The following is a 24538-nucleotide window of genomic DNA, read 5'->3' on the forward strand; positions in this document are numbered from 1 at the left end:
TCAGCCTTCCAAAATTTCGGCTGCCTTCCGCGGATGGCCGCCAGTACGAAAACGACGAGCCCGGTACCCGCGCGGGTACCGGGCGCGCACTCAGGGACGCTGCCGCCCGGTGGTTGCTTCCTGCTCCCTGTCCTGGGCGAGTTCGGTGGCGAGTTCGGCCTGGAATGTCGCGTAGCGGGCCAGGTGGGCGGGGCGCCGGCGCAGGACGAGCCAAGCAATGCCAAGAAGGATGAACCAGACCGGCGTGACCAGCAGGGCCGTCAGCGTGTCCGGCTGGGTGGTCAGTGTCCAGAGCACGAAGGCGAAGAAGGCGAAGACCACCCAGACCATGGGGATGCCGCCGGGCATCTTGAACTTGGATGCCTCGTGCAGGTGCGGGCGGCGCTTGCGGAAGGCAATGTAGCTGGCCAGGATGATGGACCAGACGAAAACAAAGCAGACAGCGGACACGGTGGTCACCATGTCGAAGGCCTTGCCGATGTCCTGGCCCGCGTACATCAGCACCACGCCGGAGAGCAGCAGTACGCAGGACAGGAACAGCGCGTTCTGCGGGACTTTCCGACGGGACAGGGCTCCGAACACGGCCGGAGCGTCGCCTTCCTGCGCCAGGCCATAGACCATGCGCGACGTGGAGTAGATGCCGGAGTTGGCCGAGGACATGGCCGAGCTGAGCACCACCAGGTTCACAACGGTGGCGGCGGCACCCAGGCCGGCCAGGGAGAACATGGCGATGAAGGGGCTGTGGCCGGCCTGGAACTGGGTCCAGGGGGTGACGGACATCAGGATGATGAGGGCGCCCACGTAGAAGAGCAGCACGCGGATCGGGATGGAGTTGATGGCGCGCGGCAGGTTCTTCTCCGGATCTTTGGCCTCTGCAGCCGTGGTGCCCACCAGTTCAATGCCCACAAAGGCAAACACGGCAATCTGGAAACCGGCTACGAAGCCCATGAACTCGTTCGGGAAGAAACCGCCATGGCTCCACAGGTTGGTGAAGGTGGCCGGGCCGGCGTCGGACTGGAAACCGCTAAAGATCATGAACAGGCCCACCACGATCAGCGCCGCGATGGCGATGATCTTGATCAGCGCGAACCAGAACTCGGTCTCACCGAACGCCCTCACTGTGGCCAGGTTCAGCAGCAGCAGGATGGCGATGGTGACCAGCCCGGGGATCCACAACGGTAGACCCGGCCAGAGTTCCTGCGAATAGCCGGCAATCGCAATAACATCCGCGATTCCGGTGATCACCCAGCAGAACCAGTACGTCCAGCCCGTGAAGAAGCCGGCCCAAGGTCCGAGCAGGTCCGCGGCAAAGTCGCTGAAGGACTTGTAGTGCAGGTTGCTCAGCAGCAGTTCGCCCATCGCCCTCATGACGAAGAACAACATAAAGCCGATGATCATGTACACGAAGATCACGGAAGGCCCGGCCGCCGAAATCGTCTTGCCGGAGCCCATGAACAGGCCGGTTCCGATGGCGCCGCCGATCGCAATCAGCTGGATATGCCGGTTGCTGAGCTGCCTCTCCAGGTGCGGGGCTTGCGCCAGGTTTTCAGTCTGGGTCTTCATTTTGCTGCTCCTTGAATCGAAACGAGTTCGGTAGCCACAGGACTCGACGGCGGGGTTGCCCGGTCCGTCACCGCGTTCAGGTGATTGAAAGTGTAGAAATGGATGCCTGATACCTTGCCCGGGTGTTCGGCAAGCTCGGAAATCAGGGACGCAGGCTCGTACCTTTCCCCGCTGAGGAGCCGGCGGGCCAGCGGGCCCTTGCGGCTGAGGAATTTCAGGGAGGCCCCGACGCCGATCTGGGTGCCAAGGGCGACCAGCCTGGTCCGGGGCACGGTACCGGCGACCCCCGCCCAGACCGGCAGCTCCACGCCCTCGCGGCGCAGCAGGCCCACGTAGTCCACGATCTTCTGGGCGGAAAAGCACATCTGGGTGACAATGTGGCTCGCCAGGTGCTGCTTGGCCAGCAGTGCGTCCAGGAGGTCGAGGCCGACGACGGAGGGGTGCCCCTCGGGGTAGCCGGCGACACCAATGGAGATTCCACCGCCGGAGTACTGGGCGATGTCTTCCATCAGCTCTGCCGCCGTGCCGTAGGGTCCGGCGGCCCGCGGGGAGTCCCCGCCGATGGCAAAGACTTCCCTGATGCCGGCCGCGTCGCAGTCGCGCAGGATTCCGACGAGCTGGGAGCGCTCCTGCAGGGCGCGTGCCGCGAGGTGCGGGACCACCGCGTAGCCCAGCTGGGCCAGCTCGACTGCCGCGCGCATGGTGCGCCCGATGCCGTGGTGGGGCAGGCAGGTGATGGTGAGTGTGGTGCCCAGGGGCGCAGCCGCCGTGACTTTTTCGACGATGTCTTCGGAAGGGATGATCTCTAGTCGTGTGGGGAACATCTTTGGTCCTTTACGGGTGTTAGACGCCGGCGTGCGCGGCGAGGATTGAGCTGGCTTCCTGGCGGGTGCTGCCGGAGCTTTCGATGTGGGCGAGCTCGGCGGGGATTTCCCTGCCCTTCTTGCGCATCGCGGTGGCCCAGAGCCGGCCGGCGCGGTACGAGGAACGCACCAGCGGCCCGCTCATGACACCGAGGAAACCGATCTCATCGGCTTCCTGCTGCAGGTCCACGAATTCCTGCGGCTTGACCCAGCGGTCCACCGGCAGGTGCCGCTCGCTCGGGCGCAGGTACTGCGTGATGGTGATGAGATCGCAGCCGGCGTCGTGCAGGTCCCGGAGGGCTTCGGAGATCTCTTCGCGGGTTTCGCCCATGCCCAGGATCAGGTTGGACTTGGTGACCATGCCCAGGTTCCGGCCCTGCGTGATGACGTCCAGGGAGCGGTCGTAGCGGAAGGCGGGGCGGATCCGCTTGAAGATCCGGGGCACGGTTTCGACGTTGTGCGCGAACACCTCGGGCTTGGAGTCGCAGATGGCCTGGATGTGCTCGGGCTTGCCGGAGAAATCGGGGATCAGCAGTTCGACGCCGGTGCCCGGGTTCAGTTCGTGGATCTTGCGGACCGTTTCGGCGTAGAGCCAGACGCCCTCGTCGGCGAGGTCGTCGCGGGCCACACCGGTGACGGTGGCGTAGCGCAGCTGCATTGCCTGGACGGAGCGGGCCACCTTGGTCGGCTCGAAAACGTCAACGGGGGAGGGCTTGCCGGTATCGATCTGGCAGAAGTCGCAGCGGCGGGTGCATTCGGAGCCGCCAATCAGGAAGGTCGCTTCCTTGTCTTCCCAGCACTCGAAGATGTTGGGGCAGCCGGCCTCCTCACAGACCGTGTGCAGGCCTTCCTTTTTGACGAGGTTTTTGAGCTGCACGTATTCGGGGCCCATCTGGACCTTGGCCTTGATCCACTCGGGCTTGCGTTCGACCGGTACTGCCGAGTTGCGCTGTTCAACGCGCAGCAGCTTGCGGCCTTCAGGTGCCAGGGTCATAGTTTTCTTTCTTTTTGTTGTCAGCGTGCTTGTAGGTGGGTCTGCTGGCCTTGGACTGTGGACGTTCGTCCGCCCTGCCCTCAGTTCCCATGGGTCGCTCCTCTAGCACTCCACCACGTTGACGGCGAGGCCGCCCATGGCTGTTTCCTTGTACTTGGAGGACATGTCCTTGCCGGTTTCGCGCATGGTCACGATGACCTCATCGAGGGAGACGCGGTGCGTGCCGTCGCCCCAGAGCGCCATCTTGGCGGCGTTGATGGCCTTGGCGGCGGCGATCGCGTTGCGTTCGATGCAGGGGATCTGCACGAGTCCGCCGATCGGGTCACAGGTCAGGCCGAGGTTGTGTTCCATCGCGATTTCCGCGGCGTTCTCCACCTGCCCGGGGGTTCCGCCCATGACTTCGGCCAGGCCGGCGGCGGCCATCGACGACGCCGAACCCACCTCGCCCTGGCAGCCGACTTCCGCGCCGGAGATCGAGGCCTGTTCCTTGTAGAGCACCCCGACGGCGGCGGCGGTCAGCAGGAACTTGACCACCACGTCGTCGCGGTCCTGCTGGGTGGCCTTGTCCATGCCGGGGGCGAAGTGCAGCGCGTAGTAGAGCACGGCCGGGATGATGCCCGCGGCGCCGTTGGTGGGGGCCGTCACGACCCGCCCGCCGGAGGCGTTTTCCTCGTTGACGGCCAGCGCGATCAGGTTGACCCATTCCTGCCAGTACTTCGGGTCCCGGTCCTTGTCCTCCTTCAGGAGCCGCTCGTGCCAGTCTGGCGCCCGGCGGCGGACCTTGAGGCCACCGGGCAGCAGGCCCTCGCGCTTGAGGCTGACCTGCACGCAGCCCTCCATGACGGAGTAGATGTGCAGCAGTCCCTCGCGGATCTCCTCCTCGGTGCGATTATCTTCTTCATTGACCCGCATGACGTCGCTGATGCTGAGAGAGGTAACCCGGCAGTGCTCCAGCAGTTCCGCGGCGGTGCGGAACGGCAGCGGCAGTTCCTTCTTGGACTCGTCCAGTTCCTTCAGGGCCGCGTCTTCCTCGCCCTCGCGGACGATGAAACCACCGCCCACGGAGAAGAACGTGACCTCGTGCAGCAGGGCGCCGTCGGCGTCGGAGACGCTGAACTTCATGCCGTTGGTGTGGCGCGGGAGCACGGTGAGCGGGTGCAGGACCATGTCCGATTCCCCGTACGGCAGCGGCATGCCGGAGGCCGGGTCCGCGCCGCCGCCCAGGTTCAGGGTGCCGGTTTCGGCGATCGATGCGAGCCTTTCCTCGACCTCATCGGGGAGGATGACTTCGGGGTGGTATCCCTCCAGGCCCAGCAACACGGCGGTCATGGTGCCGTGGCCGCGGCCGGTGGCGGCCAGCGATCCGTAGAGGTCAACGCGCAGCGAGGCCACGCGGTCCAGCGCACCGGAGTCCTTGAGTTCACCCGCGAAGACCGCGGCGGCCCGCATGGGGCCCACGGTGTGCGAACTGGATGGTCCAATACCAATCGAAAAAAGGTCGAAGACTCCAACGGCCATGGTCGGTTCCTAACTAGATAATCGTGGCAGGGACGGTGGGTGAGGCGATCAGCAGGCCCTTTGGGACCGACATCCGGAAGCGTGCGTCTAAGGGAGCGACACGTCCGCTCAGCGGGCGTCTTCGCGACCGAGCACGCGGAGGATGCCGGTCCCAAAGGGCCGCGAGCCCCGGAGCCGGTCCCGGCGCCGTTAGGCGAGATTGGCCATGCCCGGGTAGAGCGGGTGCGCGGCGGCGAGGGCCTCCACGCGGTGACGCAGACCGGACAGGTCGGCGCCGGCGTCGGCGGTCAGTGCCTCGGCGATGATGTCCGCAACCTCCGCGAAGGCTGCTTCGCCGAAGCCGCGGGTGGCCAGTGCCGGGGTGCCGATCCGCAGGCCTGAGGTGACCATCGGCGGGCGGGGGTCGAACGGCACGGCGTTGCGGTTGACCGTGATGTCGATTTCCGCGAGGCGGTCCTCGGCCTGCTGCCCGTTGAGCTCGCAGTTGCGCAGGTCCACCAGGACCAGGTGCACATCGGTGCCGCCGGAGATCACGTTAATGCCCTTGGCGGTGACGTCCGGCTGGACCAGGCGCTCGGCCAGGATCCGGGCGCCGGCGAGGACCCGTTCCTGGCGTTCCCTGAACTCCGGGGACGCGGCGATCTTGAACGCCACGGCCTTGCCGGCGATGACGTGTTCCAGCGGGCCGCCCTGCTGGCCGGGGAACACCGCCGAGTTGATCTTCTTGGCGATGCCGGCGTCGTTGGACAGGATGATGCCGCCGCGCGGACCGGCGAGGGTCTTGTGCGTCGTGGACGTGGTGACGTGCGCGTAAGGGACCGGGGACGGGTGCAGACCGGCCGCGACCAGCCCGGCGAAGTGCGCCATGTCCACCATCAGGTACGCGCCCACGGAGTCGGCGATCCGGCGGAACTCGGCGAAGTCCAGCTGCCGGGCGTAGGCGGACCAGCCGGCCACGATCAGCGCCGGCCTGTGCTCCAGCGCCAGCCGCTCCACCTCGGCCATGTCGATCCGGTGGTCCTCCTCGCGGACCTGGTACGGGACCACGTTGTACAGACGGCCGGAGAAGTTGATCCGCATGCCGTGCGTCAGGTGCCCGCCGTGCGCGAGGTTCAGGCCCATGATGGTGTCGCCGGGCTTGATCAGCGCGTGCATGACCGAGGCGTTGGCCTGCGCGCCGGAGTGCGGCTGCACGTTGGCGTATTCGGCGCCGAACAGGGCCTTGACCCGGTCGATCGCGAGCTGCTCGATCACGTCCACGTGCTCGCAGCCGCCGTAGTAGCGCTTGCCCGGGTAGCCCTCGGCGTATTTGTTGGTCAGCACCGAGCCCTGCGCCTGCATCACGGCCACGGCGGTGTGGTTCTCCGAGGCGATCATTTCCAGGCCGTCCCGCTGGCGGGTCAGCTCGGCATCGATCTTCGCCGCGATTTCCGGGTCCAGCTCGGACAGGTCTGCGTCCAGGCTCGGCGAGACAACCTGCTCAATGACGGATGTGTTGCTCACAGTTCACCACCGTTCGCAGCAGCGTATTCCTCGGCCGACAGCAGCGGACCCTCGGACTCCACCGCGACCTTGAAGAGCCAGCCGGCACCATAGGGGTCCGTGTTGATCAGCGCGGGGTCAGCGACGACGCCGTCGTTGACGTCCGTGACCTCGCCGGTCACCGGGGAGTACAGGTCCGAAACGGACTTGGTGGACTCAATCTCACCGCACGTCTCACCGGCCGTCACGGTGGAGCCGACCTCGGGCAGATCCACGTAGACGATGTCGCCGAGGGCGTCGGCTGCCACAGCGGAGACACCGATCACGGACGGTCCGGAGCCGTCAACGGCAACCCACTCGTGCTCGGCGGAGTACTTCAGTTCAGCAACTACCTTGCTCATATCAAATTCCTTAGGATCGAAAGGGAGAAGAATTACTTCTGGCGCTTGTAGAACGGCAGGGCGACGACTTCGAAGGGCTCGGTCTTTCCGCGCAGATCGATGTCCAGGACGGTGCCGGGTTCGGCGTGCTCGACGTCGACGTACGCCATCGCCACCGGGTAGCCCAGGGTGGGGCTCGGCTGGCCGGAGGTGACCTCGCCGACGAGGGTGCCGTCCTTCAGGACCGGGTAGTGGCCGCGGGCCGCGCGGCGGCCCAGGCCCTTGAGGCCTACGAGCTTCTGGCCGGTTGAGGTGCCGACGCCGGCTGCCTTGATCGCGGTCAGGGCTGCCTTGCCGACGAAGTCGCTTTCCTTGGCGAGCGAGACAACCGGGCCCAGGCCTGCGGCGTAGGCGTTGCCTTCGCGGGAGAGCTCATTGCCGTACAGCGGCATGCCGGCCTCCAGTCGCAGCGAGTCACGGCAGGCCAGGCCGGCGGGGATGAGCCCGCGGCTGGCGCCGGTTTCGAGCAGGGCTTCCCACAGGCCTGCGGCGTCCTCGTTGGGGATGTAGATTTCGAAGCCGTCCTCGCCGGTGTAGCCGGTGCGGGCCAGCAAGAGCTCCTGGCCGTTAATTTCGACCTCGACGGCGGCGTAGTACTTGAGCTCGGTGACGAGGGAATGCTGTTCGGCCGGGACCAGGGTCAGCAGAATGGCCTCGGCGTTGGGGCCCTGGACGGCGATCAGCGAGGTCGCGTTGGAGACGTCCTCCACCACGACGTCGAAGCCTCCCTCTTTGCCGGAACCGGCCCTTTCGGCCAGCGCGGCGGCGACCACCTTGGCGTTGCCGGCGTTGGGGACCACCAGGTACTTGTCAGTGCCGTCGGCCCCCGCCGGACGGCGGTACGAGATGAGGTCATCGATGATGCCGCCGTCTTCCTGGCAGATCAGCGAGTACTTGGCCTTGCCCACGGCGATCGCGGAGAGCTTGCCGGCCAGGGCGTAGTCCAGGAACGCCGCGGCGTCGGGGCCGGTGACCCAGACTTCGCCCATGTGGGAGAGATCGAACAGGCCGGCGGAGTTGCGGACTGCGTGGTGTTCGGCGAGCTCGGAGTCGTACTTCAGGGGCATCTGCCAGCCACCGAAGTCGGTGAAGGAGGCGCCGGCCTTCTGGTGCTGCTCGTAGAGCGCGGTGTAGTTCTCAGTCATCGGGGAAATCCTTAGTTTTCGAAGTCTGCTGTGTTGTCCTCGAAAGCTTCGAGGGGTGGGCAGGAGCAGACGAGGTTGCGGTCACCGGCTGCGCCGTCGATGCGGCCCACGGGCGGGAAGTACTTGTCCTGCTTGAGGTGGTGGACCGGGAAGGCTGCCTGCTCGCGCGGGTAGTCGCGGTTCCAGGCGGAGGAGACGACGGCGGCCGCGGTGTGCGGTGCGTTGCGCAGCGGGGAGTTCTCCAGGGTGAAGTCGCCGTTGGCGACCTGCTCGATCTCCTGGCGGATCGTGATCATGGCCGTGATGAAGCGGTCGATCTCGGCGAGGTCCTCGGACTCGGTGGGCTCCACCATCAGCGTTCCCGCCACGGGGAAGGACAGGGTGGGGGCGTGGAAGCCGTAGTCGATGAGGCGTTTGGCCACGTCTTCCGCGGTGACCCCGGTGCGGGCGGTCAGTTCACGAAGGTCCAGGATGCATTCGTGGGCCACGAGTCCGCCTTCACCGGTGTACAGGACCGGGAAGGACTCGTTCAAACGGCTCGCGATGTAGTTCGCAGCCAGCAGCGCGGACTTGGTGGCCTCCGTCAGGCCCTGGCCGCCCATAAGCTTCACGTAGGCCCAGGAGATCGGCAGGACACCGGCGGAGCCGAAGCGTGACGCGGAGATGGCCACGCCAGTCCCTGGCACGGAAGCGCCGGCTTCGTGCGCGGCCTTGTTGGCATCGCCCGGCATGAAGGGTGCCAGGTGGGCCTTGGCCGCGACCGGGCCGACGCCCGGGCCGCCGCCGCCATGCGGGATGCAGAACGTCTTGTGCAGGTTCAAGTGGGACACGTCGCCGCCGAACTTGCCCGGCCGGGCCAGGCCCACCAGCGCGTTCAGGTTGGCGCCGTCCACGTAGACCTGGCCGCCTGCCGCGTGCACGGAGTCGCAGACCTCGCGCACGTCGGCGTCGTACACGCCGTGCGTGGACGGGTAGGTGATCATGATGCAGGACAGCGCATCCTTGTGGGTGTCGATCTTCGCGGCGAGGTCCGCGTGGTCGATCGTGCCGTCAGATGCCGTGGCGACCACGACGACCTTCATGCCGGCCAGCACTGCCGAGGCGGCGTTGGTGCCGTGGGCCGAGGCTGGGATCAGGCAGATGTCGCGGTGCTGATCGCCGCGGGACAGGTGGTAGCCGCGGATGGCCAGCAGGCCGGCGAGCTCGCCCTGGGAACCGGCGTTCGGCTGGATGGAGACCTGGTCGTAACCGGTGATCTCCGCCAGGTCAGCTTCCAGGCCATCGATCAGTTCACGCCAGCCCTCAGTCTGGGAGTCCGGAGCAAACGGGTGGATGGAGGCGAACTCCGGCCAGGAGATGGCTTCCATTTCGGCCGTGGCGTTCAGCTTCATGGTGCACGAACCCAGCGGGATCATGGTGCGGTCCAGCGCGAGGTCGCGGTCGCTGAGCTTGCGGATGTAGCGCAGCAGCTGGGTTTCGGAGCGGTGCGTGTTGAACACCGGGTGCTGCAGGAAATCGGAGGAGCGCACCACCGAGCCGGGCAGCTCAAAGCCCGTTGCAGAGCCAACCGGACCGGCGCCAAAGGCGACGGCTACCGCGGAGAGGATCTCCGGCGTCGTGGTCTCGTCAATGGAGACACCCACCGTGTCCGCGTCGATGGCGCGCAGGTTGATGCCGCGGGCTTCCGCCGCGGCGATGACCTTCTTGGCCTTGCCCGGGACGCGGACGGTGATGGTGTCGAAGAAGGACTCGGAAACGAGTTCGCGGCCGGCCGTCTTCAGCGTGGTGGCGAGGGTGCGGGCGTTGCCGTGGACGGTCTCGGCGATGGCCAACAGACCTTCGGGGCCGTGGTAGACGGCGTACATCGAGGAGACGATGGCCAGCAGTGCCTGCGCGGTGCAGATGTTGGAGGTGGCCTTCTCGCGGCGGATGTGCTGCTCGCGGGTCTGCAGGGCCAGGCGGTAGGCGGGGATGCCGGTGTTGTCCTTGGAGACGCCGACGATGCGGCCCGGGAGGGTGCGCTCCATGCCTTCACGGACGGCCATGTAGGCGGCGTGCGGGCCGCCGAAGAACAGTGGAACACCCAGGCGCTGCGCGGTTCCGACGGCGATGTCCGCGCCCTGCTCGCCCGGAGGGGTGATCAGGGTCAGGGCCAGCAGGTCCGCTGCGACCGTGACCAGCGCGCCGCGTGCCTTGGCGGCGGCAATCACGCCGGACTGGTCCCACACGCGGCCGGAAACGCCCGGCTGCTGCAGCACGATGCCGCTGATCTCGCCGTCGGGCAGGCCCTGGGAGAGGTCCGCGACCTCCACCTCGAAGCCAAGCGCCTCGGCGCGGCCCTTCACGATCGCGATGGTCTGCGGCAGCACATCGGCGTCCAGGACGGTCTTGCCGCCGGCAGCGGATTTGTTCTTGTTGGCGCGGCGCATCAGCAGCACGGCTTCGGCCACCGCGGTGGCTTCATCCAGCAGGGAAGCGTTGGCCACCGGGAGGCCTGTGAGGTCCTGGACCATGGTCTGGAAGTTCAGCAGGGCCTCGAGGCGGCCCTGGGAGATTTCCGGCTGGTACGGGGTGTAGGCGGTGTACCAGGCCGGGGATTCGAGGATGTTGCGGCGGATCACTGGGGGCGTGACGGTGTCGTAGTAGCCCTGGCCGATCATCTGCACGGCCGTCTTGTTCTTTGACGCCAGGCGGCGCAGCTCGGCAAGAACCTCAACCTCGCTCAGCGCGTTGTCCAGGCTGAGGGCGGTTTCCTGGCGGATCGAGTCGGGAACGGCAGTGTCCACCAGGCCATCAACGCTGTCGTAGCCGACAGCCTTCAGCATGGTGTCGATGTCGGCCTGGCGGCGGGCACCAATGTGACGGTCTGCAAACGTGGAAAGGGACGACTGAATCGTCATGAGGAACTCCATAATTCAGGTGGCACTAAGGGTGCCACGATGATTCGGGTTCCTCCCCGCTCTGTCTTGGACCTGAGAGATTCCGCAGACCCTGCTGTTACAGGGCGCCGCTTGCACCGTCGGTGAGTAAGGCCGGAGCCTTGCTGCTTTCCAGAGTTGCCTTGCCGCGGCGGTACATGGGCCTGAGAGATTCCTGGGGAGGATTTGCTCCTACGGCGCCTGCTGAATGTACCGGCAGGACTCTCCCGCCGCAGTTCATAAGCACGCATCACTCGTAAGTGACGCGCTTCACACACTAGCTGCTTTCCCGACTGCGTGCAAGAAAAATAAGTCATTTTTATCCGAGTGTGGTCCCTCTTGACATTGTCGAGTGACGGTGTTCACAATTGTCGCTGTGACTTCGGCAACGACGCCAGCCACCCTGATTCTCCGCTCCTGAGTCAACGGAAGCGGACTAAACAATCCCTGACGAAACTCCCGGATCCGGCCGAGTGATGCGTCACTCGAGGCCCGCCAGCGCTGCTGCACGCGTCGGCGCCGGCGTTTTTTGCGCCCATTTTGGCGCACTCCACCGCACACAGGAAAGAATCCATATGACGGAACTTCGTTCGACCCTCACTGCCGACGGAACAGCCCCAAGGCCTTCATCGCCCCCGCACCTTGCACGCTCGCTGAGCAACCGGCACATCCAGCTCCTGGCCATCGGCGGCGCCATCGGCACCGGCCTTTTCATGGGTTCCGGCAAGACCATTTCGGTGGCCGGGCCCTCCGTGATCTTCGTGTACATGATCATCGGCTTCATGCTGTTCTTCGTGATGCGGGCCATGGGCCAGCTGCTGCTGTCCAACCTGAACTACAAGTCCTTCAGCGACTTCGCCGGCGACCTCCTGGGCCCCTGGGCCGGCTTCTTCACCGGCTGGACCTACTGGTTCTGCTGGGTGGTCACCGGTGTGGCGGACGTGATCGCGATCGCCGGCTACGCCGAGCAGCTGTGGCCGGGCATCCAGCTCTGGGTCCCGGGCGTTGCCACCATCATCATCCTGCTTCTGCTGAACCTGCCCACCGTGAAGGCCTTCGGCGAGACCGAATTCTGGTTTGCGCTCATCAAGATCGTGGCCATCGTGGCGCTGATTGTGGTGGGCCTGGTGATGATCTTCACCGGCTTCCAGTCCAACGCCGGCACCGCCAGCTTCACCAACCTCTGGAGCCACGGCGGCTTCTTCCCCAAGGAATTCATGGGCTTCGTGGCCGGTTTCCAGATCGCCGTGTTCGCGTTCGTGGGCATTGAACTCGTGGGCACCGCCGCGGCCGAAACGAAGAACCCGGAGCACAACCTGCCCCGCGCCATCAACGCCATCCCGCTGCGCGTCATGCTCTTCTACGTCGGCGCCCTGATCATCCTGATGTCCGTCACCCCGTGGACCGAGTTCCAGGCCGGCCACAGCCCGTTCATCGGCATGTTCTCGCTGGCCGGGCTGGGCATCGCAGCGACCGTGGTGAACCTCGTGGTGCTGACGTCCGCGATGTCCTCCGCCAACTCGGGCATCTATTCCACCTCGCGGATGGTGTTCGGGCTGGCCAACGACGGCGACGCCCCCAAGCTCTTCGGCCGCCTCTCCACCCGCAAGGTCCCGCAGAACGCCCTGTTCCTCTCCTGCGTGCTGCTGCTCGCCGGCGTGGCCCTGCTCTACGCGGGCAAGGACGTCGGCGTCGCGTTCGACATGGTCACCACCGTGTCCGCCGTCTGCTTCATGTTCGTCTGGTCCATCATCCTGGCCAGCTACCTCGTGTTCCGGAAGCGCCGCCCCGAACTGCACCAGGCCTCACCGTTCAAGATGCCCGGCGGCATCCCCATGGTCTGGGTGGTCTTCGCGTTCTTCGCGTTCCTGATCTGGGCCCTGACCACCCAGCCGGACACCCTCACCGCGCTGCTGGTCACGCCGATCTGGTTCGCCATCCTGGGCGGAGCCTACGCCGTGGTCCGCAAGTCTCCGCTGCACCAGGCCCGCGTGGCCGAGTGGAAGGCCATGGCAGAGTCGGAAACCCTGGCCGCGGAAGCAGCCGCAGTCTAGGAGCCACCGCTTAAGCACGGCGCCGGAACCCGAGATGGGTTCCGGCGTCGCGCTTTAAGGGACTGCTTAGGACTCGGCCTTGCTGTCATTTTCCGAAGACGGGTGTCGCGGAATGTCCGAAGTCCACCCAGGGTGGGAGTCTTATCCGCGGCTTCTGAGCCGGATTGTCCGTGCCTGGTGGATGGCAGCCAGGGCAACCGCGCTGGCGGTGAGTCTCAGGGCGTGGACCCTGTACCACCGCTTCAGCAGGGGGTTGCGGCGCATCTCGCTGAGCGGTTGTGGGCTGAAGAACAGGTCGGGGTTGATGGACCGGAGCAGGTATGCGGTAGCGGCCGCACCCGTCGTGGAGCTGGCTGCAGCCACTATGAGCCAGACCCTGCTGTTGGAATGATTCCAACCCGCCGCGAGGGCAGCGATGGCGGCAGGGGCGTTGATCGGGGCGATCGGGGCGTAGTAGCGGCCGGGGCTTCCCGCTCCAAAGGGGGACCGCGGGAGTTCACGGCTTGCTTCCGAGGCCGCGACCCGGTGCGGGATTTTGACGAGGGCCTCATAGAGATTGCCGAAGAACCAGTGCGCGTGGCTGAACTCCGCTACACCCAAGAGCCGATCAGCGAGCAAATCTCGACGGCCTGAGGAAATCTGTCCCATGCCCACAATCTACCCCCGATGCTCAGCGCCGGGCCATGTCCATGTGGACGGTCGCCGGGACCGCATCACCCGGGCCATCTAAACCGCGGCTGCTCCCGGTTCAGGAATGCGTTGATGCCGATTCCCATGTCCGGGCTGTCTGGCATGGCCGCCCAGGCGTCCTCCCATTCCTTGTCAATGCCAGAGTGATTCATGTCCGTCAGGTTCACCAGGTGCTTCATGGAATGCATTGAAAAGCGGGAGTGGTTCAGGAGGGAGCTGACAATGGAGCTGCACCGCTCCTCAAACGCATCGTCGGGAACGGCCTCGGCCACCAGGCCGAGGGCCTGGGCTCGGGCTGCGGTAAACGCCTGGCCGGTGAGGAGAATGAACTTCGCGTTGGCGTGCCCGACCTGACGCACGAGCCGCTCGATGCCGGGCCGGGGGTAGATGATGCCGATCTTGGCTGGGGTGATGGCGAATACGGAGCGTTCGCTCGCGATGATGAAATCGCAGGCTGAGGCGATCTGCCAGCCCCCTCCCATGCAGGCCCCGTCAACCATTGCCATGGTGGGTTTCGTGATCGATGCGATGGCTTGGTCGGCCCGGCTCAGTTGGTCGACGCTGGTGTCATCGTCCTGCCGGTCCAGAAGCACCGAGGACAGTTCGCCGATGGCCGCGCCCGCGCAGAACGTATTGCCAACGCCGCGAAGTGCCACGACGGTGGCGTCAGGATCGGCATCAAGCCGTGGCATCAGGTCCTGGAGCTCCAGGCACATGGTCTTGGTCAGGGCGTTCCGCTGGGTGGGATTGTCGATCTCGACTGATGCCACCCCGCCGGTGATGCTGACGTTGATTCTGGGGTTGCGTGCTGAATTGCTCATCGCCGCGCTTCTGCCGTTTCCTTGTTGGTCTTCAAGTGGCCATTGGCCTCAAGCCGCTCGATGTCGTCGTCGGAGAAGCCAATCTCCCGCAGGACCTCCGCGGTGTGTTCGCCCAAAAGGGGAGGCGGTGACAGAATCTCGCTGGCCTCGCCGTCGAGACTCAGAGGCCCCCGCAGAAGCGGCAGTGCGGAACCGTCGCGCCGCCGGCTCTGCTGGACCAGACCCAGAGCGGCCACCTGCTGGGATGCCAGGGCTTGCGTGTAGTCGTAGATCGGACCGCACGGGATGCCTGACTGGTTGATCATCGGGACCCACTCCGCGGCGGCCTTGGAAGACAGCGCCGATTCAATAAGCTCCGTCAGCTGGTCTCTGTTTGCCGAGCGGTCCGCGCCGGTGATGAACCGGGGATCCTCCACCGCCAGTGGAACTTGGAGCAAATCGCAGAACGCCCGCCACTGCTTGTCATTGCCGACGGCGATGTTGATGGGTTCCGTGGCGGTCTTGAATATGCCGTACGGGGCGATCACCGGGTGGTTGTTTCCCTGAGGAAAGGGGGTCTCGCCGAGGCTGAGGGCTCTCTGGCCCTGGAACGCCGAAAGGTTCAGTGCCGTTTCCAGCAGGGACGTTGATACGCGGCTGATGGAGTGGCCGTTGCTCCGTCCCAGCAGTGCTGAGACGATGCCGAAGGCGCAGACCATTCCTGAGGTGATGTCCACAATCGGTACGCCTACACGGTAGGTGTGCCCGGGATCGGCGCCGGTGACGGACATGAGTCCGGACATTCCTTGGATCACCTGATCCAGGCCAGCGTCGTCCTTGAGCGGGCCGGCGGCGCCGAAGCCGGTGACGGACCCGACGACGAGCCGGGGGTTGAGCTCTTCGAGGTGCTCCCCGGTCAGCCCCATTTTCTCCAGGGTGCAGGGCTTGAAGTTCTCTACCAGGACGTCCGCCCCGGCGATCAGCCTGCCTAGGATTTCCCGTCCCTCAGGGGAGTAGAAGTCGAGGCAGACCGATGTCTTGTTGCGGTTCACAGAGTCGAAGTAGAGGCTGTGGTTGTCCTGGAACGGCGGCCATTGGCGGGCTGTGTCGCCGCCGTTGATGCTTTCGACCTTGATGATCTTGGCGCCCATGTCGGCAAGCAACGCGGTGCAGTACGGGCCGGCAAGCGCTCTGCTGAGGTCAACCACGGTGATTCCGTGGAGTGGCTTGATCATGATGGATTCCCTAATTCGTTTAGCACGGAAGTCGGTTGAGCGATGTTCACAAGCTGGCAGGGATGACGAGCGCGCCGACCAGCATGAGCGGGCCGACCACCACCATTGAGAGGCCCCAGCGCGTGAGCAACCTGGTGATACGCGGCCGTTCGTCCTCATCGACGGTGGCCACAAAGGTGGCGCCGACCGTGGAGAATGGCGAGACGTCCACGATGGATGAACATACGCCCAGGGCGGCGATGACTGCCCAGCCGGCGATGTCCCCGGACGCGACCAGCGGCAGGGCCAGCGGCACCAGCGCCGCGAGCATTCCGGTGGTGGAGGCAAAGGCAGAAACCAGGCCGCCGATGGCGCAAATCACGAGCGCAGCAAGAAGCGGAGTCCCGGCGCCGGCGGCTGCTTTGCCGAGCAATGCGACGGCGCCCATGGTCTGAAGCACTCCGACGAACGTGATGATGCCGCCGACCAGAAGGACGGTGGACCAGTCGATCTTGGAGACTGCCGTCTTGCCCGAGTGTGGATCGCAGAGCGTCAGGACGGAGGCGAAGGCGAAGCAGAGGATGCCGATGTCCGGATTCCCGCCAAGGAGCGCCATCACGCTGACTGTCAGGACCAGGCCTGCCATGCAGAGCACGGTGATGATCTGGTTCCGGTTCATCTTTTCCGCCGCCGGCGCCGCCGCACCCGGCTCGCCCAGAACCTGCACCCCGTGAGCCACGACCCGCTGGCTCCGCGCGGCATTGCCGTCGCGCTCAAAGGGGTGCGAGGGATTCGGGCGGCTTGTACTGAACCGCGGGAGATTGCCGAAACCGTCGGCGGTGCGGGTGTTAAGCAACTTGAAGCCGCCAAAGAGGACATAGGCGGCAGCGACCAGGAGCAGGTTTGCGCCAAGGGCGACGGTGAACAGCACCAGCGGGTCAAGACCGATTCCCGCGGCGCGGGCCGTTCCATACGTAACGATGCCGAACAGGCTGGTGGGGGCGAAGGCGCCGGCACTTAGGCCGGAGCCCATCGCGATGCCCATGAGCATGCGGTCGATTTTGTATTTCTTCGCCAGCGGCATGCCGATGGGAGCCATGACGAGACCGGCCAGGGGCGATCCCATGGCCGAGATCCCGGCGGTGAGCGCGAAGAACGCGAGGGGAAGGAAGAATGCCCTGTCCCCGACCTTGCTAATGGCTAGTCCGATAATGCGGTCGATGGTGCCATTGGCCTGGGCAATGGCAAAGAAATAGGTCACACCGACCAAGAGGACCAGGATCCCGACAGGGAAGCCCGCCACCACTTTCTCGATTGTCATGCCTGCCATCCAGATGCCGACGCCGGCGGCCGCGGCAAACATGAGCACGCCGATGTGCACCTTGCGCAGACTGGCCACCACAAATACGCCAACAAAAATGACTAAAGCCGCAATTTGAATACCCATAGGGTCCGTTCTCCAATCAAACATCATCGGTCCACTGGTTGAACCACCGGTTCATTTCTGGAAGTCGGCTGTAATGTAGATCACTAAAGTGGGGCGGTCAAGGGCCAGCGATGATCAGGAGGTCGAATGAGCACTCAAAGCGTCGTCACGGCAATGAGGGTTCTCGAAGCCGTATCGGATAACCAGCCGGCGGGCCTGTCCGAACTCAGCCGCGAGGTCGACGTCCCCAAAGCCACCGTGCTGCGCATGCTCCGGACGCTCGGCGAACTTGGGTGGGTGGCGCAATCAGAGGCGCAGGCCGGCAAATGGGTGCTGACCAACCATGCCTTTGCTGTGGCCAGCCGGGGCAGCAGCGGATCCGCGATCCGGGACGCCGCGATGGGGCCGTTGAACGGCCTGCAGCTGGACACCACCGAGACGGTGCACCTGGCCGTGCCGGACAGGCGCTTCATGTTGGTACTCGAACGGCTCGACACCCCGCACGTGCTGCGGGCCTTCCTGCCTTTGGGCTCGCGCGTGCCCATGCACGCTTCGGCCACCGGGATCGCGTACCTGGCCGCAGCCGAGGAGAGCTACGTGGACGAATACCTGTCCGTTCCGCTGGACGCCGTTACCCCTCAGACAGTGGTGGATCCGCCGTCGCTTCGGCAGATGATCGCGGACACCCGGGACCGCGGATTCTCCATCAACGAACAGGGCCTGAGTACCGGAATCACCTCCATCGGCGTCGCGTTCCTGGGACCGGGCCAGGCGCCGGCCGGATCGATCTCGATCTCGGGTCCGTCGAGCCGGATTGTCCGCGAAAAATTCGATGAATACGGCCAAGCCGCCGTTGGAGCCGCCCGGGATATCAGCCGGGCGCTAGGCTCGTACTCGTCCAAGAGGTACTGACTCCGCGGCTGACGCCGGCTTCCTGCTGAACGGGGAGAAGAAGTGGATCGGCAACGGTTCCATCGGCGGCATGACGGTAGTCTGGGCCCGGGCCGGGGATGGCCAGGTGCACGGCTATCTGGTGCCCCAGAACTCCCCCGGCTACACGGCGACAACGATCGAAGGAAAGTCTTCTCTTCGGGCCATCTGGCAGGCCCACATCCGGCTGCAGAACGTCTTTGTCCCGGCCGAAAATGTCCTGCCGGGCGCCAACTCCTTCAAGGACACCGCCCGGGTGCTGCTGGCCACCCGGTTGGGGGTCGCCTGGTCCGCTGTCGGCCACGCCACCGCCTGCTATGAGACCGCGGTGCAGTACGCGGCGCAGCGCCAACAGTTCGGCCGCCCCCTGGCCGCCTCGCAGATCGTGCAGGAACGGCTGGCCCGGATGCTCTCCGAACTGGCAACCATGCAGCTGATGGTCATCCAGATGACCCGTCTGGATGAGGCTGGAAAACTCACCCCGGTGCAGGCATCGCTGGCAAAGTACACGTGCACCAGAACCGCGCGGTCCATCGCTTCGAACGCGAGGGATCTGCTCGGCGGCAACGGCATCTTACTGGCCAACCGGGTCGCCCGGCACATGGCGGACATCGAGGCGATCCACACCTACGAGGGCACCGAAACCGTCCAAGCCCTGATCATCGGCCGCTCCATCACCGGCATCTCCGCCTTCAATTAAAGCGGCCGCCGCCCAGCATCTCCGAGCAACTGCTGGTCCGGGTCCAGGACGCCCTCGCCGAAGAGATCGGACTCATGCTCGACGAAGGTGTCGTCGCCACCACTGGGCCCCTGCACCTGGGCGGCATCACCCCCCTACGTGGACCGGACAGGGGCCTCCGAAAGAGTCAACGGGCGGTTGTTCCGTCCAGCCTCGAACAAGGAACTACCGGACCGCCAGCAAGTCCTTTAGCGGATACGGAGTGAGGCAAGCCGCACCCGGACCGTCGACTCTGTCCACGTGCTTATGGGGGAGAGTGCAGCGAGGCGGTCGTCAGTCCCACCGCCAGGGTCGGACCCGTGGAACCAACTGCTGTCTCGACTTATTGACCTCTGCCTTCCTACGTGATCCGGGCTCAACACCAGACCGTAGGCGAAGATCGTCCCGTAGGCGCCGCCCTCGGCCAGATCCGCGGTGGCGGCCAGGGTTCGCCTTACGCTGGTGTCATCCTGCCAGTTCGGTAGCATGGGAATTCCGAGCACCAGGAGCGGAAAGGGGCCTTGCCATGACGGGATCCCCGGCGTCCCAGCCCGCCAATCACCGCCTGAGTCCTGCGCTCGTCACTGCGGTCGACACCGACCCTGCGGTCGTCGGGAGGCTCCGGGCGGCCGGCTGCGTTTTCGCCGAAGAAGAGGCCCGGCTGTTGGCCGCAGCCGCCGGTTCGACGGAGCAACTCGATACCCTCGTGGACCAGAGGGTTTCGGGGCTGCCGCTCGAGCACATCCTCGGCTGGGCGGAGTTCTGCGGGCTGCGGATCGACGTGGATGCCGGCGTTTTCGTTCCCCGCCGCCGCACCGAGTTCCTCGTGCGGCAGGGGGTACTGCTCCTGCAGGCATCCGGGCAACCGTTTCAGTTGTCCGACGGCGCCGGTCTTCCGGTCGTCGTCGACCTGTGCTGCGGTTCGGGGGCCGTCGGGACCGCGCTCGCGGCACTGGCGGGGCCGGTGGAACTGCACGCAGCCGACGTCGACCCGGCTGCGGTCAGCTGTGCGCGTCGGAATATCCTCCCCCTCGGAGGGGAGGTCCACGAGGGCGATCTGTACGGTCCGCTGCCGGCGGGGCTGCGCGGGCGGGTCGACCTGCTGGCGGTCAACGCGCCCTACGTGCCTACTGCGGGGATCAGGACCATGCCGCAGGAAGCCCGCCTGCACGAGCCGCGGGTCTCCCTCGACGGCGGTGCGGACGGGCTTGATGTTCAACGGAGGGTGGCCGACGCGGCACCGCAATGGCTGGGACCGGGCGGGCACCTGCTGATCGAGACGAGCCGGCGTCAGGCGCCGCAGACGGTGGACTTGTTCCTCCGCAACGGGTTGACCGCCCGGGTGGCCAGTTCCAAGGAACTGGACGCCACGGTGGTCATCGGTGCGCTGGTGTAGCTAGGACGCCTTGTCCGGATCAACGTTAGTGGCCGCCCCGGCAGCAGTGGCTCCGCCCTCGTCGGACCAGTCCTGGCCGGCCTGGTCGTTCAGGGCCGGATCCGACTCGACATCGGGCGCCGCGAAGGCCGCGGAGGTCCCGAGATTGACTGTTTCCGGATGCGTGCTGTGGGCCGGGATGTTGCCTTCCGGAGCCCCCTTGGCAGCCCCCTGAGCGCTGCCCTCGCGGCGGAGGGCGGAACCGATGACGGTTCCGGCGCGGCGCGCGGCCTCGGTGAACTGTTCCGACACCTCGGGGGCCTTTTCCTTGACTGCCTCGCCAGCGGCGGTCAGCTTGTCCTGGACAGGTTTGCTCTCCCAGAGGGTTGCAGCCCGGGACTTGAGCTTTTCGTAGGCTGCCCGACCGGACCGAGACCCGAGGACGTAGCCCGCGGCCATTCCGGTTCCGAAGAGAAGTTTGGCTTTCATGCTGTACTCCTGCTCTTTAAAGTTTGTAGTGTGGCAAAAAGCGGGCCCCGGGATAAACCCCGGGGCCGGCTGTCAGCCAGGCTCCGCTATTAGCGAGCCGAGCGCCTGGTGATCATGCCATAAACGAGCAGGACGATGATCGCGCCGCCGATGGCCAGCAGCCACGTCGACAGCGAGAAGAACTCATTGATGCCCGTGTGGAAGAGCAGTCCGCCAATCCAGCCGCCAAGAATGGCACCGACAACGCCGAGCAGCAGCGTCATGAAGATGCCGCCGCCCTGACGGCCCGGCAGGATTGCCTTAGCGATTGCTCCGGCGATCAGACCCAGAATCAGAAATGCGAAAAAACCCATGTTTATCGTTCCTTCTTCTTTCATTGAGGAGACACCCGGGTTGCCGGGTGCGCTTCATCCTTCCGCATCAATACTAATCATGCTTAGTAAAAAAGAGCCACCCGGGCTGGGGGAAAATCCCCGGCTTCGCCTCACCAGGCATAGTCCTCCGGGGCGGTCCGGTGGCCAGGGAAGATTTCGTCGAGACGCTTGAGCGCATCGGCGTCGAGCGTCACATCGAGCGCGCGGACGGCGGCGTCGAGCTGGTCCTGGGTGCGGGGGCCCACGATCGGTGCGGTCACGGCGGGCTGGTGCAACAGCCAGGCCAGGGCCACGTCCCCGGGTTCGTGCCCCAGTTCACCGGCGAAGTCCTCGTACTGCCGGATCTGTTCCTCGTGTGTCTTGAGGGAATCGAGCGCGCGGCCCTCCGCGCGGCGGACGCCGTCGCGCTCCTTCTTCAGCACGCCGCCGAGCAGGCCGCCGTGCAGCGGCGACCAGGGGAGGATGCCCAGGCCATACTGCTGCGCGGCCGGAATGACTTCCAGCTCCACATTGCGGGTCAACAGGTTGTAGATGGACTGTTCGCTGACCAGCCCGTTCGTGTGCCGTCGCGAGGCTGCCTCCTGCGCCTGGGCAATGTGCCAGCCGGCGAAGTTGCTGCTGCCCGAGTACAGGATCTTGCCCTGCTGGACGGCGACGTCGATTGCCTGCCAGATCTCGTCCCACGGGGTGTTCCGGTCCACGTGGTGGAACTGGTAGAGATCGATGTAGTCGGTCTGCAGCCGTTTCAGGCTCGCGTCCAGGGCCCGCCTGATGTTCAGGGCGGAGAGCTTGGACTCGTTGGGCCGGTCCGTCATGGTGCCGTAGAGCTTGGTGCCGAGCACGGTGCGTTCGCGGCGTTCGCCGCCTTTGGCGAACCAGCGGCCCAGGATCTCTTCCGTCCAGCCCCGGTGGCCGCTTCCGCCGTAAACATTGGCGGTGTCGAAGAAGTTGATGCCGGAATCCAAAGCCGAATCCATGATCGAGTGGGCGTCCGCTTCCTCGGTCTGGGGGCCGAAGTTCATGGTGCCCAGGCAGAGGCGGGAAACTTTCAGGCCGGAGCGGCCCAGATGGGTGTACTGCATGGATTCTTCCTCGTTTTCTCTTGCTGGGACGTCCTAAAGCTGGCTGTGCGACGCCGTGGCGGGGTCTGAGCCGATCCGGGAACCGGTCTCCAGCTGTGTGATGGCGGCCAGCTCCGCGGGAGTCAGGGTGATGGCCGCTGACTTGAGGTTTTCCAGCATGCGGCCCGGCGTCGAGGACTTGGGGATGGCAATAGTGCCGGAGCCGAGGTGCCAGGCGAGAACGATCTGAGCCGGCGTGGCACCATACTTGTCGGCCAGGGCCGTGACCGTATCTTCAGCCAGGTCTGAACCCTGCCCCAGCGGGCTGTAGGCCTCGACGGCGATCTCCAGCGAGCGGCTCCTGGCGGCGAGTTCGCGCTGCTGGAAGCTGGGGTGGATTTCGATCTGGTTGACGGCCGGAACCACCTCCGCGGCTCCCAGGAGTGTGTCCAGGTGGCCGCTGAGGAAATTGGAGACACCGATCGCGCGGACCTGCTGCTGGGCGTAGAGCTGCTCCATTGCCTGCCAGGCTTGGGTGTAGAGGCCTTGTGCGGGCACCGGCCAGTGGATGAGGTAGAGGTCGATGACCTCGAGTCCCAGCGCCTTCCGGCTGTTCCGGAAGGCTTCGCGAGCGTTGCCCTGCTCGCCGTTCCGCAGCTTGGTGGTGACGAAGAGTTCCTCGCGCGGGATTCCGGAGGCGGCAATCGCCGCCCCCACCCCCGCCTCGTTGCGGTAGGCGGCGGCCGTGTCGATATGGCGGTAGCCGGCGGCCAGCGCGTCCTCGACGATCCGCTGGGTTTCCTCCGGCGGCACCTGGAACACGCCGAAGCCCAGCTGGGGGATGGTCACCCCGTTGTTGAGCGTCACTTCGGGGACGATGGGGAGCTGCGCGGCGGCCGCTTCGGTGCCGCCGGGCTGGATCTCGGACATCTCGTGCTCTCTTCGCTGGTGGGGCCGGACCCTTGTGATGTTCCGATGCTGCTTGAGGGTCCCTGTCGAACCGAGCCTATGCAGTCCCGCGGGGATTCGGAAAATTCCTCAAAGCCATGCGGTCGCGGCTGAAGCCGGAGGATGCCGGCCTGCCCGGCGGTGTTGGCGCGGCATCCCCATGCGGTCCAGTCCCAGGGTGTGCGCCCGGCGCTGCGGCAGTTGCTGGAGGCCGGGGGAGACGTGCCGGCCCTGGTCCTCGGACGCCGGACTGTGGCGGCGCGGCCCTCGGGCGTCCTGCGGCTCCGCCGCCCGATCGGCGGCGAGCCGGAACTGAATTTCGAGAACCTCGTCCTGCCGGACGATTCCGGCCAGATGCTGCGGATCTTCTCTGCCGGCCGGGGACGCCGTCGGCCGATTCGCTGATGCTGCTGGCCAGCTACGGCGCCCCGGCCGCGGACATCAGCGCTCCAGGCGGAACCCGAGCTTGATCGTCACCTGCCAATCGGCAACCTCGCCGTTTTCGAGGTGGCCGCGGACTTCCTTCACTTCAAACCAGTCGAGGTTGCGCAAGGTCTTTGCTGCCTCCGAGATCCCATTGCGGACGGCCGCGTCAACGCCTTCATTCGAGGTTCCGACAATTTCAGAAATGCTGTAAGTGTGATTAGACAACTTCGCTCCTCGTGATCGCCTTCGATGCCCGGCTGCGGGCCGTTCCTGCAGATTAGCCGACAGATCGCGGCTGGACTAGGGGTGCGGCACGGCGCTTTCGGACCCAGCGACCGGACCCGGCTGGGGACGTTTGGCTGCCAGCGGCGCACCGTCGCCCCGTGGCCGGACCCGGCTCACCATCCAGGGCAGCAGGTAGTTCGTGAGCCAGGCGACGTCGCCTGCCTTGCTTTCCCGCCAGCCGCCGGACGGCAGGGGCTTGGGTTGCAGGGGCCGCAGGCTGTGGGGCACGTTCAGGGTCTCCAGGACCATTGCCGCGATGGTGTGGTGGCCCATCGGCGAGAAGTGCAGGCGGTCCGGATCCCACATCTGCGGATCCGACAGTTGCCGCAGCGTCCACAAATCGGCGATAACGCCGTTATGGCGCGCCGCGATGGTCCGGATGTTCTCGTTGAACACGGCCACTTTTCCCCGGATATGGCCAAACAACGGAGTGTCCCCCCAGTCCGGGCCGGTGAACAGAACGATGGTCGCCCCCGTGGCGCTGAGCATGCCCACCGCGGCGTCGAGGGTGGCGGCCAGCCGGTCCGGATCGCTCCGGTGGAAGACGAGATCGTTGCCGCCGGCCGAGAGGGTGACCAGATCAGGCTTCAGCTCGATCGCAGGGCCCAGCTGCTGGTCCAGGATCTGGCGAAGCACGAGTCCGCTGATGGCGAGGTTCGCGTACGCGAAGTCCCTCCGTCCCTCGCTCAGCTCTTCGGCAATACGGTCCGCCCAGCCCCTCATGCCGCCGGGACTGCGCGGCTCAGGGTCCCCGATCCCCGCGGTGAACGAATCCCCCATGGCCACGTACCGGTTCCACGGCCCTGCGATCCCTGCACCCGCGGT

22 protein-coding genes, 2 pseudogenes and 2 riboswitches are annotated in these 24538 nt (G+C 65.7%); of the genes and pseudogenes, 6 read left to right on the top strand and 18 right to left on the bottom strand.

Annotated features, from left to right (window positions below; all coding sequences use genetic code 11):
* Positions 1–90 precede the first annotated feature (90 nt).
* The 8 genes from cycA to gcvP all read right to left on the bottom strand — a co-directional run bounded on the left by cycA (position 91) and on the right by gcvP (position 10917).
* Positions 91–1563 carry a D-serine/D-alanine/glycine transporter gene (gene cycA, locus ACQCSU_RS12975; RefSeq protein WP_426975723.1) on the bottom strand — a complete coding sequence of 491 codons (1473 nt, stop codon included), beginning with the start codon at positions 1561–1563 and terminating at the stop codon, positions 91–93.
* Positions 1560–2387 carry a methylenetetrahydrofolate reductase gene (locus ACQCSU_RS12980; protein WP_426975724.1) on the bottom strand — a complete coding sequence of 276 codons (828 nt, stop codon included), beginning with the start codon at positions 2385–2387 and terminating at the stop codon, positions 1560–1562. Before ACQCSU_RS12980 ends, cycA begins: the two co-directional genes overlap by 4 nt.
* Positions 2388–2406: 19 nt before the next feature.
* Positions 2407–3420, bottom strand: coding sequence for a lipoyl synthase (gene lipA, locus ACQCSU_RS12985; protein WP_426975725.1), 1014 nt, complete (start codon positions 3418–3420; stop codon positions 2407–2409).
* A gap of 102 nt (positions 3421–3522) precedes the next feature.
* The gene (locus ACQCSU_RS12990; protein WP_426975726.1) at positions 3523–4938 is read right to left on the bottom strand and encodes an L-serine ammonia-lyase; all 1416 of its coding nucleotides are present in this window, start codon (positions 4936–4938) and stop codon (positions 3523–3525) included.
* A 189-nt stretch (positions 4939–5127) separates the two neighbouring features.
* Positions 5128–6441, bottom strand: a complete 1314-nt coding sequence (gene glyA, locus ACQCSU_RS12995) for a serine hydroxymethyltransferase (protein ID WP_426975727.1) — start codon at positions 6439–6441, stop codon at positions 5128–5130.
* Positions 6438–6821, bottom strand: coding sequence for a glycine cleavage system protein GcvH (gene gcvH, locus ACQCSU_RS13000; protein ID WP_426975728.1), 384 nt, complete (start codon positions 6819–6821; stop codon positions 6438–6440). The genes glyA and gcvH overlap by 4 nt, the downstream gene beginning before the upstream one ends.
* Before the next feature lie 32 nt (positions 6822–6853).
* Complete coding sequence (gene gcvT, locus ACQCSU_RS13005) at positions 6854–8005, bottom strand: glycine cleavage system aminomethyltransferase GcvT (RefSeq protein ID WP_426975729.1); 1152 nt, start codon at positions 8003–8005, stop codon at positions 6854–6856.
* Between the two features lie 11 nt (positions 8006–8016).
* A complete protein-coding gene (gene gcvP / locus ACQCSU_RS13010) occupies positions 8017–10917 on the bottom strand; it encodes an aminomethyl-transferring glycine dehydrogenase (RefSeq protein ID WP_426975730.1) in 2901 nt (966 codons plus the stop codon).
* Between the two features lie 39 nt (positions 10918–10956).
* Positions 10957–11064: riboswitch (glycine riboswitch) on the bottom strand.
* A 1-nt stretch (position 11065) separates the two neighbouring features.
* Positions 11066–11163: riboswitch (glycine riboswitch) on the bottom strand.
* Positions 11164–11498: 335 nt separating this feature from the next.
* On the opposite strand from gcvP, the gene ACQCSU_RS13015 reads away from it, so the two are divergent.
* The gene (locus ACQCSU_RS13015; protein ID WP_426975731.1) at positions 11499–12977 is read left to right on the top strand and encodes an amino acid permease; all 1479 of its coding nucleotides are present in this window, start codon (positions 11499–11501) and stop codon (positions 12975–12977) included.
* A 141-nt stretch (positions 12978–13118) separates the two neighbouring features.
* Here ACQCSU_RS13015 and ACQCSU_RS13020 read toward each other — a convergent pair whose 3' ends face one another.
* From ACQCSU_RS13020 to ACQCSU_RS13035, 4 genes are all read right to left on the bottom strand, one after another.
* On the bottom strand, positions 13119–13625 hold the full coding sequence (locus ACQCSU_RS13020) for a hypothetical protein (RefSeq protein ID WP_426975732.1): 507 nt from the start codon (positions 13623–13625) through the stop codon (positions 13119–13121).
* Positions 13626–13690: 65 nt separating this feature from the next.
* Positions 13691–14488 carry an enoyl-CoA hydratase/isomerase family protein gene (locus tag ACQCSU_RS13025; protein ID WP_426975733.1) on the bottom strand — a complete coding sequence of 266 codons (798 nt, stop codon included), beginning with the start codon at positions 14486–14488 and terminating at the stop codon, positions 13691–13693.
* Positions 14485–15702: a CaiB/BaiF CoA transferase family protein gene (locus tag ACQCSU_RS13030; protein ID WP_426975734.1), complete on the bottom strand. Its 1218-nt coding sequence runs from the start codon at positions 15700–15702 to the stop codon at positions 14485–14487. The genes ACQCSU_RS13025 and ACQCSU_RS13030 overlap by 4 nt, the downstream gene beginning before the upstream one ends.
* 46 nt (positions 15703–15748) lie before the next feature.
* Positions 15749–17128 (bottom strand): SLC13 family permease, encoded by a 1380-nt coding sequence (locus ACQCSU_RS13035; RefSeq protein ID WP_426975735.1) that lies wholly within the window; start codon positions 17126–17128, stop codon positions 15749–15751.
* 126 nt (positions 17129–17254) lie between these two features.
* Here ACQCSU_RS13035 and ACQCSU_RS13040 point away from each other — a divergent pair, with 126 nt between their 5' ends.
* The 4 genes and pseudogenes from ACQCSU_RS13040 (at position 17255) to ACQCSU_RS13055 (ending at position 20151) form a co-directional block, all read left to right on the top strand.
* Positions 17255–18019: an IclR family transcriptional regulator gene (locus ACQCSU_RS13040; RefSeq protein WP_426975736.1), complete on the top strand. Its 765-nt coding sequence runs from the start codon at positions 17255–17257 to the stop codon at positions 18017–18019.
* Positions 17994–18737: pseudogene (locus ACQCSU_RS13045) on the top strand (acyl-CoA dehydrogenase family protein); the annotation flags it as partial. The gene ACQCSU_RS13040 and the pseudogene ACQCSU_RS13045, both read left to right, overlap by 26 nt.
* 11 nt (positions 18738–18748) lie before the next feature.
* Positions 18749–18968 (top strand): annotated as a pseudogene (locus tag ACQCSU_RS13050) (hypothetical protein); the annotation flags it as partial.
* A 313-nt stretch (positions 18969–19281) separates the two neighbouring features.
* Complete coding sequence (locus ACQCSU_RS13055; RefSeq protein WP_426975737.1) at positions 19282–20151, top strand: putative protein N(5)-glutamine methyltransferase; 870 nt, start codon at positions 19282–19284, stop codon at positions 20149–20151.
* Here the strand turns inward: ACQCSU_RS13055 and ACQCSU_RS13060 are convergent, their stop codons facing one another.
* The 4 genes from ACQCSU_RS13060 to ACQCSU_RS13075 all read right to left on the bottom strand — a co-directional run bounded on the left by ACQCSU_RS13060 (position 20152) and on the right by ACQCSU_RS13075 (position 22984).
* Positions 20152–20619 (bottom strand): hypothetical protein, encoded by a 468-nt coding sequence (locus tag ACQCSU_RS13060; RefSeq protein ID WP_426975738.1) that lies wholly within the window; start codon positions 20617–20619, stop codon positions 20152–20154.
* 89 nt (positions 20620–20708) lie between these two features.
* Positions 20709–20972 (bottom strand): GlsB/YeaQ/YmgE family stress response membrane protein, encoded by a 264-nt coding sequence (locus ACQCSU_RS13065; RefSeq protein WP_426975739.1) that lies wholly within the window; start codon positions 20970–20972, stop codon positions 20709–20711.
* A 131-nt stretch (positions 20973–21103) separates the two neighbouring features.
* Positions 21104–22075, bottom strand: coding sequence for an aldo/keto reductase (locus tag ACQCSU_RS13070; RefSeq protein ID WP_426975740.1), 972 nt, complete (start codon positions 22073–22075; stop codon positions 21104–21106).
* Between the two features lie 33 nt (positions 22076–22108).
* Positions 22109–22984, bottom strand: a complete 876-nt coding sequence (locus tag ACQCSU_RS13075; RefSeq protein WP_426975741.1) for an aldo/keto reductase — start codon at positions 22982–22984, stop codon at positions 22109–22111.
* A 141-nt stretch (positions 22985–23125) separates the two neighbouring features.
* Here ACQCSU_RS13075 and ACQCSU_RS13080 point away from each other — a divergent pair, with 141 nt between their 5' ends.
* Positions 23126–23407, top strand: coding sequence for a hypothetical protein (locus tag ACQCSU_RS13080; RefSeq protein ID WP_426975742.1), 282 nt, complete (start codon positions 23126–23128; stop codon positions 23405–23407).
* A 36-nt stretch (positions 23408–23443) separates the two neighbouring features.
* Here the strand turns inward: ACQCSU_RS13080 and ACQCSU_RS13085 are convergent, their stop codons facing one another.
* Both ACQCSU_RS13085 and ACQCSU_RS13090 read right to left on the bottom strand, forming a co-directional pair.
* Positions 23444–23653 carry a dodecin gene (locus ACQCSU_RS13085; RefSeq protein ID WP_426975743.1) on the bottom strand — a complete coding sequence of 70 codons (210 nt, stop codon included), beginning with the start codon at positions 23651–23653 and terminating at the stop codon, positions 23444–23446.
* A 75-nt stretch (positions 23654–23728) separates the two neighbouring features.
* Positions 23729–24523, bottom strand: coding sequence for an SGNH/GDSL hydrolase family protein (locus ACQCSU_RS13090; protein WP_426979787.1), 795 nt, complete (start codon positions 24521–24523; stop codon positions 23729–23731).
* Positions 24524–24538: the final 15 nt, after the last annotated feature.

This window comes from Pseudarthrobacter sp. O4 (genome assembly GCF_050157025.1).
Lineage (GTDB): Bacteria > Actinomycetota > Actinomycetes > Actinomycetales > Micrococcaceae > Arthrobacter.

Bases quoted from the DNA above. Each gene is read 5' to 3' on its own strand.
- ACQCSU_RS13080 (WP_426975742.1), top strand. From the start codon at position 23,126: ATGCCGGCCTGCCCGGCGGTGTTGGCGCGGCATCCCCATGCGGTCCAG.
- ACQCSU_RS13020 (WP_426975732.1), bottom strand. From the start codon at position 13,625: ATGGGACAGATTTCCTCAGGCCGTCGAGATTTGCTCGCTGATCGGCTC.
- ACQCSU_RS12990 (WP_426975726.1), bottom strand. From the start codon at position 4,938: ATGGCCGTTGGAGTCTTCGACCTTTTTTCGATTGGTATTGGACCATCC.
- gcvH (WP_426975728.1), bottom strand. From the start codon at position 6,821: ATGAGCAAGGTAGTTGCTGAACTGAAGTACTCCGCCGAGCACGAGTGG.
- ACQCSU_RS13035 (WP_426975735.1), bottom strand. From the start codon at position 17,128: ATGGGTATTCAAATTGCGGCTTTAGTCATTTTTGTTGGCGTATTTGTG.
- ACQCSU_RS13025 (WP_426975733.1), bottom strand. From the start codon at position 14,488: ATGAGCAATTCAGCACGCAACCCCAGAATCAACGTCAGCATCACCGGC.
- ACQCSU_RS13040 (WP_426975736.1), top strand. From the start codon at position 17,255: ATGAGCACTCAAAGCGTCGTCACGGCAATGAGGGTTCTCGAAGCCGTA.
- gcvP (WP_426975730.1), bottom strand. From the start codon at position 10,917: ATGGAGTTCCTCATGACGATTCAGTCGTCCCTTTCCACGTTTGCAGAC.
- ACQCSU_RS13065 (WP_426975739.1), bottom strand. From the start codon at position 20,972: ATGGGTTTTTTCGCATTTCTGATTCTGGGTCTGATCGCCGGAGCAATC.
- lipA (WP_426975725.1), bottom strand. From the start codon at position 3,420: ATGACCCTGGCACCTGAAGGCCGCAAGCTGCTGCGCGTTGAACAGCGC.
- ACQCSU_RS13015 (WP_426975731.1), top strand. From the start codon at position 11,499: ATGACGGAACTTCGTTCGACCCTCACTGCCGACGGAACAGCCCCAAGG.
- cycA (WP_426975723.1), bottom strand. From the start codon at position 1,563: ATGAAGACCCAGACTGAAAACCTGGCGCAAGCCCCGCACCTGGAGAGG.
- ACQCSU_RS13075 (WP_426975741.1), bottom strand. From the start codon at position 22,984: ATGTCCGAGATCCAGCCCGGCGGCACCGAAGCGGCCGCCGCGCAGCTC.
- ACQCSU_RS13060 (WP_426975738.1), bottom strand. From the start codon at position 20,619: ATGAAAGCCAAACTTCTCTTCGGAACCGGAATGGCCGCGGGCTACGTC.
- gcvT (WP_426975729.1), bottom strand. From the start codon at position 8,005: ATGACTGAGAACTACACCGCGCTCTACGAGCAGCACCAGAAGGCCGGC.
- ACQCSU_RS12980 (WP_426975724.1), bottom strand. From the start codon at position 2,387: ATGTTCCCCACACGACTAGAGATCATCCCTTCCGAAGACATCGTCGAA.
- ACQCSU_RS13055 (WP_426975737.1), top strand. From the start codon at position 19,282: ATGACGGGATCCCCGGCGTCCCAGCCCGCCAATCACCGCCTGAGTCCT.
- ACQCSU_RS13070 (WP_426975740.1), bottom strand. From the start codon at position 22,075: ATGCAGTACACCCATCTGGGCCGCTCCGGCCTGAAAGTTTCCCGCCTC.
- ACQCSU_RS13030 (WP_426975734.1), bottom strand. From the start codon at position 15,702: ATGATCAAGCCACTCCACGGAATCACCGTGGTTGACCTCAGCAGAGCG.